The organism is Thalassoroseus sp. (assembly GCF_984380535.1).
Window position 1 is genome coordinate 1 of the sequence record NZ_CFHRBF010000027.1, and the last position, 17,393, is coordinate 17,393.

At 54.0% G+C, this 17,393-nt stretch carries 15 protein-coding genes; 7 read left to right on the plus strand and 8 right to left on the minus strand.

Annotated elements, in window-relative coordinates; all coding sequences use genetic code 11:
• Positions 1–246 precede the first annotated feature (246 nt).
• Both AC5DDB_RS27865 and AC5DDB_RS27870 read right to left on the minus strand, forming a co-directional pair.
• Positions 247–1,977 (minus strand): Nramp family divalent metal transporter, encoded by a 1,731-nt coding sequence (locus AC5DDB_RS27865; RefSeq protein WP_491743050.1) that lies wholly within the window; start codon positions 1,975–1,977, stop codon positions 247–249.
• Positions 1,978–2,085: 108 nt separating this feature from the next.
• Positions 2,086–3,582 (minus strand): hypothetical protein, encoded by a 1,497-nt coding sequence (locus tag AC5DDB_RS27870; protein WP_491743051.1) that lies wholly within the window; start codon positions 3,580–3,582, stop codon positions 2,086–2,088.
• Between the two features lie 15 nt (positions 3,583–3,597).
• On the opposite strand from AC5DDB_RS27870, the gene AC5DDB_RS27875 reads away from it, so the two are divergent.
• Together AC5DDB_RS27875 and kdsB are read left to right on the plus strand one after the other, a co-directional pair.
• Positions 3,598–3,852, plus strand: a complete 255-nt coding sequence (locus tag AC5DDB_RS27875; protein ID WP_491743052.1) for a hypothetical protein — start codon at positions 3,598–3,600, stop codon at positions 3,850–3,852.
• Positions 3,853–4,054: 202 nt separating this feature from the next.
• Entirely contained in the window at positions 4,055–4,813 is a 759-nt protein-coding gene (gene kdsB / locus AC5DDB_RS27880) for a 3-deoxy-manno-octulosonate cytidylyltransferase (RefSeq protein ID WP_491743053.1), read from the plus strand.
• Between the two features lie 102 nt (positions 4,814–4,915).
• Here kdsB and AC5DDB_RS27885 read toward each other — a convergent pair whose 3' ends face one another.
• Entirely contained in the window at positions 4,916–6,133 is a 1,218-nt protein-coding gene (locus AC5DDB_RS27885; RefSeq protein ID WP_491743054.1) for a 2,3-bisphosphoglycerate-independent phosphoglycerate mutase, read from the minus strand.
• Between the two features lie 125 nt (positions 6,134–6,258).
• Here AC5DDB_RS27885 and AC5DDB_RS27890 point away from each other — a divergent pair, with 125 nt between their 5' ends.
• Positions 6,259–6,762: a hypothetical protein gene (locus tag AC5DDB_RS27890; RefSeq protein ID WP_491743055.1), complete on the plus strand. Its 504-nt coding sequence runs from the start codon at positions 6,259–6,261 to the stop codon at positions 6,760–6,762.
• A gap of 9 nt (positions 6,763–6,771) precedes the next feature.
• Here AC5DDB_RS27890 and AC5DDB_RS27895 read toward each other — a convergent pair whose 3' ends face one another.
• Positions 6,772–7,902, minus strand: coding sequence for a dienelactone hydrolase family protein (locus AC5DDB_RS27895; protein ID WP_491743056.1), 1,131 nt, complete (start codon positions 7,900–7,902; stop codon positions 6,772–6,774).
• Between the two features lie 90 nt (positions 7,903–7,992).
• A complete protein-coding gene (locus AC5DDB_RS27900; protein WP_491743057.1) occupies positions 7,993–8,943 on the minus strand; it encodes a sugar phosphate isomerase/epimerase family protein in 951 nt (316 codons plus the stop codon).
• Between the two features lie 447 nt (positions 8,944–9,390).
• On the opposite strand from AC5DDB_RS27900, the gene AC5DDB_RS27905 reads away from it, so the two are divergent.
• Both AC5DDB_RS27905 and AC5DDB_RS27910 read left to right on the plus strand, forming a co-directional pair.
• The gene (locus AC5DDB_RS27905; protein ID WP_491743058.1) at positions 9,391–10,038 is read left to right on the plus strand and encodes a hypothetical protein; all 648 of its coding nucleotides are present in this window, start codon (positions 9,391–9,393) and stop codon (positions 10,036–10,038) included.
• 120 nt (positions 10,039–10,158) lie between these two features.
• Positions 10,159–11,691, plus strand: a complete 1,533-nt coding sequence (locus tag AC5DDB_RS27910; RefSeq protein WP_491743059.1) for an HTTM domain-containing protein — start codon at positions 10,159–10,161, stop codon at positions 11,689–11,691.
• Between the two features lie 62 nt (positions 11,692–11,753).
• On the opposite strand, the gene AC5DDB_RS27915 is transcribed toward AC5DDB_RS27910, so the two are convergent.
• Together AC5DDB_RS27915 and AC5DDB_RS27920 are read right to left on the minus strand one after the other, a co-directional pair.
• Positions 11,754–12,188, minus strand: coding sequence for a carboxypeptidase regulatory-like domain-containing protein (locus tag AC5DDB_RS27915; RefSeq protein ID WP_491743060.1), 435 nt, complete (start codon positions 12,186–12,188; stop codon positions 11,754–11,756).
• A gap of 127 nt (positions 12,189–12,315) precedes the next feature.
• A complete protein-coding gene (locus AC5DDB_RS27920) occupies positions 12,316–13,305 on the minus strand; it encodes a DUF1559 domain-containing protein (RefSeq protein ID WP_491743061.1) in 990 nt (329 codons plus the stop codon).
• Between the two features lie 322 nt (positions 13,306–13,627).
• On the opposite strand from AC5DDB_RS27920, the gene AC5DDB_RS27925 reads away from it, so the two are divergent.
• Both AC5DDB_RS27925 and AC5DDB_RS27930 read left to right on the plus strand, forming a co-directional pair.
• Positions 13,628–15,259, plus strand: coding sequence for a DUF4153 domain-containing protein (locus AC5DDB_RS27925; RefSeq protein ID WP_491743062.1), 1,632 nt, complete (start codon positions 13,628–13,630; stop codon positions 15,257–15,259).
• Between the two features lie 191 nt (positions 15,260–15,450).
• Complete coding sequence (locus tag AC5DDB_RS27930; RefSeq protein ID WP_491743063.1) at positions 15,451–16,335, plus strand: alpha/beta hydrolase; 885 nt, start codon at positions 15,451–15,453, stop codon at positions 16,333–16,335.
• A gap of 88 nt (positions 16,336–16,423) precedes the next feature.
• Here the strand turns inward: AC5DDB_RS27930 and AC5DDB_RS27935 are convergent, their stop codons facing one another.
• A complete protein-coding gene (locus AC5DDB_RS27935) occupies positions 16,424–17,281 on the minus strand; it encodes a MerR family transcriptional regulator (protein WP_491743064.1) in 858 nt (285 codons plus the stop codon).
• Positions 17,282–17,393: the final 112 nt, after the last annotated feature.

Consider the following 17,393-nt stretch of genomic DNA (forward strand, 5'->3'; position numbering starts at 1 on the left):
GACATTCAAACATCGCTGGCCCATGCCCACCCCAAACGGTGGGCATGCCACCCAAATACAAACCGCATTGAATGTTACGTAATCTTGTCTTTAATACATGCAATTTCCTGCAGTGGCACACAACTTCTTTTACTGTAATAGGGTGTGTTATTTGCGATCTCGCAAAGGCAATTTCCTACACGATGCACTCTACATCTCGCAGTTCTTCCCGTCTCTACGTATGTCTCTCGACCTCCACACCCGACGCTACAACAGCTTCTCGATCTGCCCGTATAGACCCCAGATACCGACGATCAGCAGTCCGAAGAATGAGACGACGAGTGCGATATCCCATGCACGCGAGGGTTTCAGACGCGGGTCGGTTGCGGTTTTGCGGAAGTAGAGGGCGCCGAAGCCGATCATCGGCAACAACAACGATTGGGCCACGCCGGAGAGAATCACCGCAGCTACCGGATTCACACCAGCCCAGTAAATCGCCAGGCACGTTAACGGCAGACCGATACCGAAATTTCGAATGCTCTTTTGATGCGTGGTTTCGCTGTGCTTGTTGATCAAGCCGAAGACTTTGAGGCCGTCGGTCAGCATGCGGGAGTGACCGGCGTTGGCGACGAGGAATGTCGAATACAACACCGCGACCGCGCCGCCGAGGAATAGCCACTTTGCGTACTCGCCGAACACCGGCACGTAAGCCGTCGCAAGTGTGCTGACCATTCGCATGTCGTCTGGATCGCGTCCTTCGCTGTAGAGGACAGCGGCACCCATCACGAAGAAGGCCAACGTTGCGACGGTGTAAACCACCATCGACAGCAACGCGTCGTAGTGCATCACCCGCATCCATCCGCGTGCCCGCTTTGCCCAACTTTCATCGTCGGTGCGTTCGCCGGTGAATTTCGCGTAGCCTTTTTCGAGACACCAATAGGGGTACGTGATGAGTTCCGTCGCTCCCACGCCGATGATTCCAAACGTCGCCAGTGCGGTCACGAGCGGATTGATGCCACCGATCGATTCGGGCAATCGGAACGAAAGTCCCTTCAGGAATTGATCGGCCGAGATGTGGAATTCTTCCGTCGACTGTAGAGCCAGCACGTTGCCAATTGTGATGAATGTGAACGTGACGACCAGCACCAACGACACATTCTGCAGCAATCCATACTTCCCACGATACAACAACGCCACCGTCAACAAGGCCGCGAACGCCGCCCAGTATTTGTCGTCATTCGTGGACGGATTGAGCAGGGCTCTCAACTCGTTCCGTTGCGTTTTGACGTCCTGTTCGAGTGCGGGATTCTCTTTCAACGCGGCTTCGTCGGTCAGCAGTTTCTTGGTTCGCGTTAATGCTTCATCGACTGGACGACCACTTGCCCGCAGTTCCTCGAATTGGACCTCCTGAATGCGTTGGCCGTTCTGGATTCTAGCTTGCTGATCCGAGGAGAGTTCCTGAAAGGCGGCCGTATCTGGTTGCCATTTCAGATAGTTTCGCAGTTCCTTCTCGGAGGGCATTTGAATCGCGTTGGCATAGTCACCGGAAAGCGGTACGGCGATGGCCATCGATTGCCCGACACCGCCCACAATCCCGCCGAGTTGGCCGACGCCGCAGACCATCATCGCCAGCCAACACCACACAATCCAATTCGCTTTCAATCGCGGACCGGGCACGCGATCGAGGGCGGAGAGTGTGGTTTCGCCATGCGTAATCGCATACCGGCCAAGTTCGACTTGCACGAACACTTTGATCACGCAGCCAATCAGAATCAGCCATAACAACGTGATGCCGGCTTGAGCACCGGTCTTGGTCGTGGCGATAAGTTCGCCTGAACCGACGATACTGCCGGCAATAATCAACCCGGGACCGAGCTGCTTCAGAATGCCGCCAAACTCTCGTGGCGGTTCCTGCACACCGCCTGCGACAGCAGGGTCTTGCGAAGGGGGCAGGGTATCGTGACTGTCGAGGGGCGATTGATCATCGGGGTTCGTCATCGGTGGCGCATCCGAGTGGCAAGCAAACAACGGGTGAAATTCCGGGAGAGAATCCGCCCGTTATAACCCGCCTGTAGGCCACACGCAAACCACGTCCTTGCAATCCGTTCACCGACGCGGCTGTCGACTTCGCATAAAGACGACACTTGCGACCACGATCGCCGTCCCCAAGATTCCAGCCGGAAACACCCAGGGATTTCCCGCTTGCGACGGTTTAATGGTCGCTGAGTTCTCGTCATCACGCCAGTCCACATTCCGGGATGGCTCTTGACCGATTAATTGTCGCGCGGACGGATCGATGAGTAAATCTCGCGGCGAGTCGATCGACTCCGAAGGCAATGGCGGTTCAGGAGCCGACGGGGTCAGTGGCACGAAATCGATTGTCGGTTTTTCGACAGCGGCAAATTCCGAGGCCTGATCGAAGACCGACGGAGTCTTGGGGCTTCCTTCAAGCGGAAGTTGCGACGGGAACGGTGGTGCCTCGCAAATTTCTGAATCCGGTGTGTTAGCCGTCTCCAGTTCGATGATTGACCCTTGATTCGCTTGCACGCGTTGAGTGACTGGCACATCTTTCAGCAATCCCGGCGTCAACTCACGACTGGCAATTTGTGGATCGGTCGGTGGTGCGAGGAAGGGATCTTCCGAACCCGGTTCGGTCTCGACAACTTCTAGCATTGGCTCCGCGATTTCCTGAGGGAATGGCGAAGCGTCGGCTGGTGCCGGTGTCTCGGTGGTCGAAGCGACATCGTCGACCGGCTTCCATTCGTTGTCGGTACCCGGTTCCAATTCCGTTGGCGTCGGGACGAGATCAGAGGGGTTTGCTTGCGTGATGATTGGCTTGGCCTGACCGACCTGCTGACGACGTTTGATTCGGTCCCGTAGATTGGCGACCAAGTCGGCTGGTTTTTGTTCTTCCGGGCCGAAGAAAACACCCGAAGTATCCACCAACTGCTGAGCAGCCATCGCCATGCGTAATGCAATGGCATATTCGCCGCGAGTCGATTCGTGGTTTGCGATCTGCATCATTTTATCAATCCGCTTGCGGATCAATGCAGGATCGGTGGCCGGCGGTTTTTCGATAGTGCGAGTCTTAGCGTCTTCTTGGAGTGCGTTCTTTAATTCCGCCAACGAGGATTCCTGCCCGGAAGTCGGCGTTTTCGACGAATTCGGTTGGCCCGGTGTGATGAGGGGCAACTTGTTCTCCGTCGAGGAAATCTCACCAACATTCTGTTGATGCTGCGCCAATTGCACCGCTGACGAATCGGTCGATGGCCTCGACTCCACAGGCGGTTCTTGGAACAGAGTCTGCACGACCGGTTCCTGCGAAGCGTCCGAGACCGCGCTGACTGTGCTGCTTTCCGTCGGATTGGCGTGCGTGCTCGGCGTGAGTTGCATGTCCAAGAACGGATCTTGACTGCAATCCATAGCGTTTGGATCACCGTTGATCGAATCCACCATCGACTCGAAGGATTCCGCCATCGCATAGGGGGCGGACTTCAACGTCGCAGATGCCCGATCGAACCCCCAGAACCGCGAGAACGCCGTCTGCCAAGGTCCGTGCAAATTGCTGGAGCATCCCGTGAACCCGACGAGCAAACTTGCCACGCACAGGGCAATTCCATGCCTCGATCGAAGACAGAATTTGCGGTTCCTGCTCATGGAGTTTCCTCGGGCATCGTGTCGTTAGAGGCAAAACCTGTTTACGGACGCCGCACGTCGGGCATGCAAACGGTTTCCCTGTCTCTAAGTCGTCGGCATTTCCAAGCCCAAGCCGTGAGTCCGATGATGCCGCCTGGTGTGGATTTGACGATTCATCAGATTATTTTACCGCCAGATTTCCGCATGGTCGCAGAATTCGCTCAAGTCAACGGCTGATTGTCGGTTTTTCCAGACCAACGTTGTCACGCTCCAACCGGGTGATTCCCGCCGTTCGGTGGGGCCAAGCGACTCGTAAGAAACGGTCTTGGCGAGGTGGCGAAGTTGTGCTAGAAGCCAGTGGGCTGTAATGCGCGGTGAACATTGTTGGCTCGCTAGCCACGCGTGATGCGAGCCACTTCGAAGGGACAAGGAGGTCCTTATGGCGGGGCGAGTAATTGGCGTGATTCCGGCTCGGTTGCAATCGACCCGATTGCCGAGGAAGTTGCTGCTGAACGAAACCGGAAAGCCTTTGCTGCAGTACACTTGGGAGGCAGCGTGTCGAGCATCCTCACTTTCCGAAGTGTTGGTGGCGACCGACAGCATCGAAATCTCCGCCTGTGTTCGGCGGTTTGGCGGGCAAGTCGAGTTGACGTCGAATCACCCCAGCGGAACCGATCGCGTCGCGGAAATCGCTCGTCGATATCGTCCGGACGCTGACATTCTCGTCAACATCCAAGGCGATGAACCGGAAATTGATCCCAAGGCGATTGATATCCTCGTGCAGACGTTGCAGTCTTCGCCGCATGCTCAGATGGCCACCTTGGCAACACCGATCACGAACAAGGCGGACCGTGACGATCCCGGTTGTGTGAAAGTCGTCTGCGGAGCTGACGGTCGGGCGTTGTATTTCAGCCGATTGCCGATTCCCTACGTCCGCGATGTCGACGACGATGAATTGCTCAAAGCCGATTCACCGTGGAAATTGCATCTCGGGATCTACGCCTATCGTCGAGCATTCTTGATGCGGATGACCGAACAACCGCCGTCGTCCCTCGAACGACTCGAAAAGTTGGAGCAGTTGCGGGCACTCGAAACGGGCGCCACGATTCAAGTCGCGAATGTGTTACACCATGCGGCCGGAATCGACACTCCCGCCGACTACGATCGCTTCGTCAACCGCAAGAGACAAGCCGCGTGATTTGTCAGAGTGAATGGAAGATAGCGGATTGAGGATGGCCACTAGCATTGAATGCTTCAGTTGCCATCCTCGATTCTCTATCCTCCATCTTCTCTGCGAGAATCAGGCTCCGTACTTCTCCAGCCGTCCCGCGTGTGCGAGGGCATGCAGCATGAGGTACTTGGCTTCGAACTGTCCCAAACCGCCCCGCAGACACTCTTTCTCCCCGAACGCAGTCAACCCGTCGAACCGGGCGATGTCGGCCACCAACAATGTCGGCACCGGATGACCGGAGTGGCTCTTCATTTTGCTAGGCGTGGAATGGTCGCCGGTCACGATCAAGACCGTCGGATCGAGTTCCATGATTTTCGGGATCGCTGCGTCGAGTTCTTCGGTTCGCTGCACTTTCGCGTCGAAGTTGCCGTCTTCACCAGTCGAGTCGGTGTACTTGAAGTGCACAAAGAAGAAATCGTAGTCGTTCCAATTCGCCTTCAGACAGGCCATCTGATCGTCAAGCGTCTGGCCGGCATCGAGCACGTCCATCCCGACCAATCGAGCCAACCCGCGATACATCGGATAAACCGCGATCGCCCCCGGTTTGGTGCCGTAGACTTCTTCGAAGGTCGGAATCGGCGGTCGTTTGGCGATGCCCCGTAGCGTCAAGAAGTTCGCAGGTGCGTCGTCTTTCAACAACTCGCGGGCTTGTTTCAGGAACTCGCCGGCGATCTCGACGGTTTTCAAAGACGCCGAATCGCTGCTGTCGTTCGCCTGGGGATCGAGTGGCGGAATACCGGTGCGTTGCGGGTCGGTGTCGGCGAGACTCCCGCCAAGTCCTTCCGCACGGAAGACGATGACTAACCGATACTCCTTGACCGGTTTCACGAACACTTCCACGCCAGGAATGGTGATCGTGTCTAACTTTTCGCAGAGTTTCGCACCGATGTCGCTGGCGATTCGCCCGGCTCGGCGATCGGTAATGTTGCCGGCATCGTCGAGTGTGCAAAAGTTCCCGCGGATGGCGACGTCGTTCGGGCCGAGGTCGAAATCAATCCCGAGTGCTTCGAGTACACCCCGGCCGATTTGGTATTGCAGCGGATCATAACCAAACAAACCCAGGTGCCCCGGACCGCTTCCCGGTGCAATCCCCGGCAACACGGGGGTGCTGAGCCCGCTCACGCCGCGAGCAGCCAATGCGTCGAGATTAGGTGTATTCGCGGTTTCGAGTTCGGTCTTGCCGCCCGGTTCCAAAGGCAATCCGCCCAGACCATCCGCGACCAACAGCACGATTTTCGAATCGTTCTTGCGTTGCAGTTCTCGGGTCAGCGTGTGAATATCGGTCATGACGGTGGTCCGTAGCCAGTCGGTTGGAAGGGCGCTTCAAGTCTTAAACAGTTAACGCCGGATATCATGGCAACTCTCGCACAATTCGCAAGTCTTCCGAGATTCAGCCAACAGAGCACGCCGATATGATCGGCGAACTCCTTACCCGTTGGACGGTTCGCATTGCGATGGCGTGCTACTTGGGCCGCGTGACCTTGGACATCGTCGGTCAGCGATCAGAAACCGCTGCGAAGTGGAAGCGAAGCCTATGGACAATCGGGTGTATTTGGTACCTGATTCATGTGGCATGTGCGTTCGAGTTCTATCACGATTGGAGTCACACCGCTGCGTATGAACACACCGCCAATCAAACCGCCGCCGTCACCGGTTGGCATTGGGGCGGCGGACTCTGGGTCAACTACGCATTCACCCTCGCCTGGATTCTCGATTGCATCGCATGGTGGCGAACCGACCCCACAGCACACCCCAAACGCCGTTGGCTCTACATCCTCACCCAATCTGTGTTCGCCTTCCTCGTCTTCAACGCCACGGTCGTGTTCGGCCCACGCGGATGGATTGCAATCGCGACAGGAATTGGGGTTTTCTGGACCGTTTTGCTGTGTTCGAAACGTCGAACTCCATCGGAATAGCGGGAACCATTACTTGTCATCAGTGACGAGTCGCGTCTTCGTGGCTTCCGCCGGTTTGAGGTGAGTGTCCATCCAGCCGTAGATGAGTTGGCGGGATTCGTGGGCGACGGAGTGGCCTCGGCCGTGAACGTAGAAAGCGAAGTTCTGTGGCGCTTCTTCGAGTTCGTAAACTTCCATGATCTTTGTGAGCATCAAAACACGTTGGCGTTGAGTTGGGCCATGACCGTCATTGAGACCAGAGAGATCCAGAAAAGCGCGAGGTGCTATTAACGCGATAATCTCGTGAAAATCAATCGGCGGCATCTCTTGTTTTAATAGTCCTTCGCGGATGGGTTTAAAGTAGACGTACCAACGATCGCGAGACCACGAAAGCACACTAGGGTTATGTCGGAAGAAAGACGCACCGCAGTTACAAGCTGCTGCTTTGATGCGTTGATCATACGCGGCTAAGAAAATTGATCCATGACCACCTAATGAATGGCCTAAGACTCCAATGTTCTCGGTGTCGACATTGTCGAGAGTCTCTAACACATCAATGGCAATCGAATGCTCATAGGTAAACTTTCCGACGGCTGTCCAATTGGGGTGCTTCTTGTGAAACTCGCCGGTCTCATAGGCGCCTTGAGTCGGTGTGCGATGCCCAGAAACAAAATGTTCGGGGGCGATGACGACATAGCCTCGTCGACAGAGATGGTCGAGATAAGCTTTGTCAGGATTGTCGACGAGTCCCGCAACGCGTTGCTTACCTTTCTCATAAGTGCCATGTAATGCCACGATTGCCGGTGCTTTGTCTTTGATGTCTAGCGGAAAGCCTAAATAGGCATACGCGCGTTCGTCGGACTCAACCGCATAACTAATCAATTGACGACGATAGACTCCTTCAACTTCGACATCTTCATGGACTTTCAAGTCGAGCGGCGGTTTCTCGGGTTTGAATTCATCGCGGATGAGATCGAGATATCGCTGTCTAAGAATCTCTTGTCGCTTCTCCCAATCCTCACGCGTTTTAATGCCGTCGGTGAGGTCATCCCACGACGATTGAATTGCAGGGACTTCAAACAGTTCCGGCTGTTTGCGGTTCTGGGCATTAGTGGTTGAAGTCAGCAATAGGAGAACGATGGAAATCGCAACATGCTTCATAGGTAGACTCATAAGTCGAAATGTCAATTGCAGTTCGGTGCAATCCTTGCAAAGCTTAATTGAGCGGCTTTGATCTATGTTCGTAAAATGCTAGACGCGGTTATCAAAGGCCTGTTTGAGCATTTGTAGGCTCTTGGGAATGCCGGTTAGTGGGTTCTCTTTACCTTCGAACTCTAAGGAAACATAGCCTTTGTAGTTGTGTTTCTCTAGCATCGTGGCGATGCGGGGATAGTCGAGATCGAGTTGATACCACAGACCGCCGCCGTAGTAAGTTTTTGCTTGGACTAGGACTGTTTTGGGAGCTAGTGTTTCCAGGCGATCATAAGGGTCTTCTAAGAAGTTGCCAGTGTCCATGGTGACTTGCAACCATGGTGAATCAATGGCGTCGACAACTTTCATCACACCTTCTGGAGTGCGGCCGAGTCCCCAATGGTTTTCTAGTCCAAGAACCACACCGCAACGCTCGGCCGCTTTGAGACAGCGTTCTAAGCCATCGATGACCCATTTGAATCCGTCTTCATCGGTATAGCCTTCGATAGGCGGTTCGATGCCGCGGTTCTTCATAAGGTCGTCAAAGTCTTTACTAGTTCCCCATGTCCCGGTGTTGACGCGCATCGTAGGAATGCCGAGTTGGTAACAAAGTTCAATACAATGGATCGTGTGTTCGACATTCTTCGTACGATACTCGGGTTCAGGCCGGAGAAACCCTTGGTGTGTGGAGAAGCCACACAAGTCGATGGCATTCACGAACGCGCGACGCTTGAGGCGTTGCAGGTACGCGTTGGACTCGTTCGTCATTTGTCGATGCAGAATCTCCACGCCATCGAATCCCATCTCGGAAGAGCGGTCGATGCACTGTTCGATATCCCGAAGTTCTTGATGACGAAACTGCCAGAACGAGTAGGTAGAGATCGCGAATCGCTGATCACGTTGCCCCTTGGACTCGGTGTTTTCAGCGGCGTTGGTCGTTGCCGGTCCCGAAGTCAACGGTTGCAGTAGGCAAGCCGCGGTTGCCGTCTTGATGAAAGCTCGTCGGTTCACGATAGGCGTCCTTGTTGGGACCCGGCTGAGCGAGTCTGAAAGAGTTGATACGCAAAGAGCGTGGGCAGATCCCATTCTGACGTCACGATCCATGGGATGCTAGACACTCAGACGGTGAGACAGAAGGGTGATGATGGCATGTCGATAGCGGGTGCCTGGCACGCGATGTAACGCCTCAACAAGGAACGCTCCGCTGCGGACAGCTTTTTGATATTCGACAAGAATGTCCAGAATTGACAATCGGTCTTGACCGATTTCCGGAAATTTTGAGAATTCGCTCGGATTTCTCTCAAGTGAACCCAGGTTGGATGCCGGGGGGAGTTTGTTCAGGGACTTGTTCGAGCGTTGATTTTGGGGCGGATTGATTGAGCTCGCTCCATTTTTGTTCCTGATGACTTCATTCACCGAAGTTGTTCCATTGACGGTCCACCAAGGAAGGTGCCTGTGATGAAGCGTTGGCTCTGCCATTTCACGATTGTCGCTTACCTCTCGTGTTTGGGGTGGGGGATTGTGTCGCACACGTTGGGGGTTGGTGTTTCCGTGCACCCCGCGATGTACTACGTGGTGTGGGATATGTTTTGCGGTTGGTCGGCTTGGTCGGCTCGCACGCATGTCATTGCCGAAGGCGAGAGTGGCACCTATTACGCGATCACGCCGACTCCGTGGGGACAGTATCACCCGTATGGCGATTTGCCTCGCGAGGACTACGATCCTTGGCATCATCATTGTTACACCATCGCTCAGAACACGCTGAAGCACACCGAGCATGAACCGATCACGCGGATCTTGGTGATCGAGGAATTGTGGGCCAAGAAATACAACATGCCCGACCCCATCTGGCAGCGACATTTCGAAGACCCGAAGGAACGCTACAGTTACTACCATCTACGATTTGCGTTCGATAACGAAGGCACCGTGCTGACCCAGAATGCCAACTGGCTGAACCATCAGCATGCATTGGTGATGTCGTCAAATCCTCGTCTTCGACAAGATTTTCAGAAGGATCGCTCGTTTGTGGTCTCGCCGGCGAACTATACGGTGAGCGAGCCGACACCTTCTTCATCCGCTCCGTGGGACTTCTCGCTGCGACAGTAGTTGGTCGTTGCGTCGCACAGATCATCGCGAACGACTCTGTCGAGCATTGGCGAGCCCCGTGTCCCCGTATTGTTTTGACTTCCACCTGATGACCCCCGCTTGATGCAGGATGCCCAAGCTATGATGTATGAACCGTTAGAGAAGAAGCCGAAGCTTCGTGATCGCATCAACAACTTTTTCTACGCCGAGGAAGTTCCGTTTAGCTTGGCGTTGATTCGGATCATCATGCCGTTGGTGTTGATGGTTCCGCTGTTACCACGTTGGCCGCACGCGCGAGAACTCTACTCGCTGGATGGGGCACCGGCACCGCTGTGGGATTCCTACAGTCACTACGAAATGTTGCCGATCCTGCCAGGTGCCGTCGTTGTGTTGATGCACTCGACGATGATCGTTTCGTTCCTGACGGCGGCGATCGGTTGGTGCACGCGAGCGTCACTCATCACTGCGACGGTATTGTTCACGTATCTCAACTTGTGCGACTCGATCAGCACGATCACGAAATATTCTGTGGTGGCGACCCATGTCTTGTTGTTGCTGAGTTTTTCGGAGTGCGGTGCGGTTTGGTCGGTCGATGCTTGGTTGAAACGCCGTCGTCGATCGAATTGCCCTGGAATTGACGGTTTGGATCAACCACGATCGGCAGTTTGGCCGCGTCGGCTGATGCAACTGATGATCGGAATTGTCTACTTCGGAGCGGCTGCCACGAAGATCCATACACCGGCATTCTTCAGCGGCGACCAAATGATTCAATGGATGCGAACTTACATCAATCATCAGCATCCGCTGGGTGATTGGATGGCCGAATTTCCGCTGATGGTGGTCATCTCGGGATACGTCGCGATCACCTGGGAAGGCACGTTCCTGTTTATCGCATGGCGTGGGATCAGTCGTTTTGTCATGCTGAGCTTGGGCGTGATCTTCCATCTGATGACGTACTTCCTGTTGGGACTGCACGTTTTTCCGCTCGTGTGCATCACGGTTTACCTGAGTTTCTTCAACGAAGCCGAAGTTCGTCGTGCAGCGGCTTGGTTGCGTCGAGTTCGGCGGCGATTGGGAATGTTCGCGAAACGGTCCGTCGCGAAGCCCGTCTGGTCGCGGACTGAAGAAGAAGTTTCTCGGCGAGTTTGGCAAGGCCGAACCGCATGGGTCGGGGCATTGGTCGTGTTGGCATGTGTCGGGTTGGTCGCGGAACACTGGTTGGATCCATATCAAAAACGCGGGCCGGACGGTCCACGGAAATTGGCAGAATTGGATCCTCAAATTGTTCGTCGGATGATTGCTCCGAGCGAGCCTATTCGTCCGCAGGACAAGGTTTACTCATTCGATTTGGGAGAACAAATTGTGGGCGAGCATTTGCTTGCTCAGAAGCAAGAGTTCCGCCACGGCGATAAACTGATCGCTCAGGCGAACTTCATTCCGCCCCATGGTGATATGGCGTTGACCTGTACGATCGAAGATGAGTTCGGCCGAGCGGTGGAACGAGTTCACGTCACCATGGAACGCGAACGATTTCGTGCACACTTCCTCTTTCCCGTGCAGTTCGCTTACCCCGCAGGAAACTACGACGTCGTGCTGAGCACCGGCGGAAACGAAATGGCGCGACGACAATTCCGAATCGTCGGTGACCCGGCCGTTGTAATGACGGGCCGTTAAACCGACCCCTTGCTTCTACACCGATCATCGAAAAAGACCGCCCCATTACGGTGGGGCGGTCTTTATTTTCGCTTGGTTGTTAGATCAAGGGCAATCGGCGTTGCCGTCGAAGTAACGGTCGCTTTCAGTCGGCTGTTATCAGGATCACTGAAAATCCAAGGCAGCGTTTCGGTGGCTGGGGATTCAATGGGCGGCGTGTCGTCATCCGCAGGGACTGGTGAGCCATCGGGCATCAGTCGTCGGCTCACCTGGACGCGGTAGACCCCGGCCGGCGCACCCATGCCGCCTCGATTGTATTGTAGCTCGAACTTGCCCTCGGCATCGGTTCGGCCAAATCCCCCTGCACCGAGAGTGTCTCCGGTGGGGTAGAACGTGACATCGGCATCCGCGAGGGGTTCCGAGTTGAGTGTGACCGTTCCCGTGACGGGGAACACCTCTGGGCCTTCATCGGAAGAGCCGCAACCCAACAGCCAGACGGTACAGATTGTCAAAGACACCAAGTATTTCATGATTCGGGATTGTCCACGTCGAGTCGATTGTCAAAAGGATCACCCTGAAGGTTTGCATGTGTTGGCAAACTCAGGGTGATTTGAAGTCAAGATGTTCCCACGGTCTCGCGGGGGATTATGGAACTTCGACGACTGATCCATCCCCCATCCGGGCAAGTTGGAGCAAAACCGTGTTGCTGACGCTTTCGGAAAGGAAGCGGACCGAACCGTCCCCCATTGCGAAGTGGGCACCACCGGGATGCAAGCTGCCAGCCTGGCCCCAACTGTTGAGATTGCCTCGCGTGGGAGTGGTAGAACCGCTGGGGATGTCCCACACGTTGAGTCCGCCGTTCGGATCGACACCGGTTTGGACCCATCCGCGATATCCCCAAGGGTTGGCCTCTCCGTTGGCAACTTCCAGCGTGGTTTCGCCGACCATCAATGTGTTCGTCGTCCCGTCACTCACGTCCGCCACGCGTGTCGTACTATTATGACCGAACATGTAGCGATTGACGCCCGCATCCTCCCAATAAGTGCAGTTTCCCAGGACTCCACGGGCTGCGATGAAGTCGTAACATGTTTTGGCGCCGCCTTTTCCGGATGGGACGCCATAACAGGTTCCTGTCCCCAAGTGCGTGCGACCCGCATCTGAGGGGCAGATAAACGCATCGATCAAGACGGTCATTGCTGCTGCGTTATCCGATGGGGCACCCGCTACTGTTCCGTCGGTATTTCCGGCGTAGCTGCAGCAACAGCCAGTGCTCAAACCCTGGTGAGCTGAGTTGCTGTTGATCTGCTCGCTGAGGTTGTTTTGCTCAAGGAAGGGCAGCAAAAACGACATGCCACTGGCATTTGTGATATACTGATCGCCAGGGTTGGAACTGCTGACACTGCACCAACCATAGCCAACACCCGCCGGGGGAAACCGTCGAGAGGTGTCATGATAGTTGTGCAACGCCAGTCCGATTTGTTTCAAATTGTTCCGACATTGGGTGCGACGAGCTGCTTCCCGAGCCTGCTGAACGGCGGGAAGAAGTAACGCAATCAGGATCGCGATGATCGCGATCACGACCAAAAGTTCAATAAGAGTGAATCCACGACGCCGATAACGCTGAGAGATTTGCATGAGAATTCCGATGCATTCTAGAAGAAAGAGAGTTCACTCTGTCGAAGTAGCAAGGCAAATGCCATACCCATCAATGTACACGGATGTTTTGGGCAAACAAGTCTAAAATCCTGTAAGATAGTGAGTTACACGGACTTATAGGCCAGATAATTTCCATGTTTTCGATCGGCAGTCGCCCGAAGTGGATCGCTGTGATGAGTTTGTGTGCATGTCTGCCGTAATCGGAGGCGGCAACTCTCACCAAATTCGAGTCGAAAAAATCGAGCGCATTCAGTCCTTTTTGACGGTGAAGTGAATTCACATTGAGGGCAGGAGGGAAAGCATGACCGATTCGGATCACAATCGCTCGCAAGATCAAAACGCCAGACCGTGGTGGAATGACGCTCCGGTCCGTTCGCGGGAATGGCTGATCTTGCTGCTCACAATCGGACTGGCCGATGTCACGGTGTATCACGGATCCGGTTTTTCGGGGTGGGCGGTCTTGTTCGCGGCGATACCCTTCCTGTTGGCTGGCGGTTCGCCACGTCCACGATTCGGTTTGGATTTTCTCATCGCGACCACATTGCTACTGATTGCGGCGATACGTCTTGCGTGGTTGGGGTCCGTGGGATTGGTGCTGATGAGTTGCGGGTTGGTCGTGGGCGTGGGAATGGCCTTGGCGGGAATCGTTCCGTTCTTCGCTCAGGTCTGTCAATTTTGTCTGCAAATACTGCCAGCCGGGTTGCTTGGACTCCTTCAATACCGGCCACGTTTCGGAAAACCAAACTCAAGCGTTTCACAATCGGCGATTCTCGGTGTGGCAATGCCCATCGGTATCGTGTGCGTATTCGGTACGATTTTCGTGATGGCCAACCCCGACTTGGCCAATCTGATCGGCGAGAAGGTGGCTCGGTTTGTCGAGTGGTTTGGCGATTCCTTCACCGATTTTCTGCCACAACCGCTGCAAGTGCTGTTCTGGATCGCAGTGGCTTGGGTCACTATCGGAATCTGGCGACCGTTGCCAGTCGCGCTCACAGTGACGGAGATTCTAGACGACGAAAACGCTGATTTATCAGATCACGCGAAAACCCAGACGCATGAACAATCGCAAAGTCAATACTACTCGGCATACCGCAATAGTTTGCTAGCAGTTGTGATTCTCTTTGCGGCGTATCTCGTCTTCGAGTTCAAGACGTTATGGTTTCGGGAGTTTCCGGAAGGGTTTTACTACTCTGGTTATGCTCACCAGGGGGCAGCGTGGTTGACGGTTGCGTTGGCACTGTCGACAGTCGTGCTTTCAGTAATCTTCCGCGGCCAAGTTCTTCGCGACCCCCGCTGTCCGACGTTGCGTAGCTGGGGGTGGTTATGGTCTGCTGAGAATGGATTGCTCGCATTAGCAGTTTTCAATCGGCTGGGAATCTATATTCAGTTTAATGGCATGACGCGAATGCGTGTTGTCGGGCTTCTCGGAATCTGTTCGGTCATCGTCGGATTTCTACTTGTCTTGCGAAAGGTTACGAAGAACCATAGTTTTCTTTGGCTCGTCAGGCGGCAGGCTTTGACTGTGTGTTTCTTCGTCTGGTTCTATCTAGTGTTGCCGGTCGATTTACTAGTTCATACTGCCAATACACGTTGGGTACTGGCAGGACATCCCGCACCTTCAGTACAAATTAGTGAGCATCCGCTCGATGCGAGTGCGCTTTGTGCGATCTCGCCATTGTTGCAATGTGAGGACCCGATCATTCGAGACGGAGTTCGTGCTCTTTACGCGAGAACCGCCATCGAATGGTTCGATTACAATGCGACCGCTGACACCATGTCACTTCCACAGCACTGGACTGCCTGTCAGGGGGCAGAGCAATGTCTTTACGATCGATTGCTAGAGACAAAAGCTCTCTGGGAACCTTTCACACCTCAATCGCGACGCGGTGCTGCACTTTGGCGGTTTCATGAGTATTCGATGCAGTGGTGGTGAGCTGTCACTCGATATGAGGTCGTGATGGGACGCGAAAATGCTGTTGCTTTCCAACTTTTGCAACAGAGGTCACTTCGCTCGGAAGTCGACCACACTAGGAATTCGACTGTCATCATTGCATAATCTTGAGAACTCCCATGAGTCACTGCTGGCTCGCAAGTTTGATGTCTCTTTCAAAGTTGGAACTGTCGATGAAATTGCTGTTAGCTGCGTTGCTACTTACTTTGGCCGCAACACAAAGTCTCGCTGAGGAACTGACGACTCTCAAGAACGTTCCTTATGGAACACACCCGCGACAGGTGATGGATTTCTATCCCGCGAAATCAGATCAACCCACGCCAGTTGTATTCTATATTCATGGCGGCGGCTGGCGTGGTGGCGATAAGAAAACGAATCCGAAAGCCTTCTTGGACAACGGTATATCGGTCGTCGCAATCAACTACCGCTATGTGCAAAACGCCGTTCAGGAGGAGGTGGTTCCGCCGGTTAAAGCTCCATTGAGTGATGCGGCCCGCGCGTTGCAGTTTGTGCGTTCGAAGGCCAAAGAGTGGAACTTGGACAAAACCCGCATCGGTGCCACTGGCGGATCGGCCGGTGCATGTTCATCGCTCTGGCTAGCATTTCACGATGACTTAGCCGATCCCGACAGCGACGATCCGATTGCCCGCGAGTCGACCCGCTTGTATTGCGCCGCCGTCAATGGGGCACAGGTTTCACTAGACCCTAAGGAACTTCGTGAGTGGATGCCGAACTATCGTTACGGAGCACATGCATTCGGACTACCGAACATTGATAGCCTCATCGAAAACCGCGAGAAAGTACTGCCTTGGATCAAAGAGTATTCGCCGATCGAACACGTTTCGAAAGATGATCCACCGATTGCTCTTTTCTACGGCGGCGAAGTTCCTGTTGTTGGGGCGTCGCCCAAAGACCCGACACACTCCGGCATCATGGGCGTCAAGCTTGCTGAACGTCTTGAAGAAGCCGGTGTTGATGTCGTGCTCGTGCATCCCGGTCAAAAACACGAGAAGTATAAATCGTCAACCGTCTACTTAATTGATCGGCTGTCGAAATAGACTTGGATATCAATCGCAATCTGAAGATATTCGTCGCTAAGTGTTTTGGCACGGATGCCAACTCATGATGAGATCCACTAAGGACTAGTTATCCAATCATAAACTGAATTTCAGTGAGATACTTCTTCGGGTTGCCTTTGAAGATCATACCAGGACCTTTGATATAGACTTCTCGCGTCGGTAACTCGGTGCTGTAGTTGTGTTCTTGTAGATAGTCGAGAATCTTCGCGTAAGATCTGCCGAGTGAGTCGTAGGGTCCGCGATGGATGAGTGACACACATCGCCCACCGGCGAGTTCGCGAACGGTGATGCCATCCTTGGATTCGCCTTTGCGGATCGGCATGCAAACTTCAAAATCGGCGTCTTCTTCTTTGTATTCACTGTCGTAGTGTAGCAAGAATGGTTTGCCGTTGATGTGGCGTCCAAACTTGCGTCCGATTTGTGAGAACCCTTGACCACAATCGCTGTACTTGCCTTTCATTCGAACGCACGCAATCAACATACTAGCAACGTCTTTTTCTTCAATCTCAAAACTCGTCGTCTGCATGGTTTGCCTCGCTTCGTTTTCTTTAGTAATGATTTGATCGAGCACGGCATCGATCTCTTGATAAGATCGCAGTTTTTCTTGAATGCTGTGACGCTGTCGTTGGAGAAAACTGAGGATATCTGATTCGTCTTCGTAGCTGCTTAAAATTTCCGCAATATCTGCAATGGGAAAATCGAGCTTGCGTAACTCGGCGATGACGTGGGCTATTTCGACTTTGCTGGTGTCGTAGTAACGATAGCCACTGTGTGAATCGACATGCGACGGTTCTAGAATGCCCTGATCATGGTAGAATCGGAGCGTTTTGACCGTCAGCCCGGTGATCTTAGAGAACTCGCCAATGCTATACACGCGCACGACCTCAAGGGGAAACTGTTGAACCTGCTTCGTTGCGACAAGCATACGGCCTCCCCTAACGGGAGAGTCAATCGTGAATTCAAAAAGTTTTCGAAGCCGTCAAAGACGTCGGATTGAGTCAGGGACACGACATCTGCGATAATGGGGGAAAAACGAA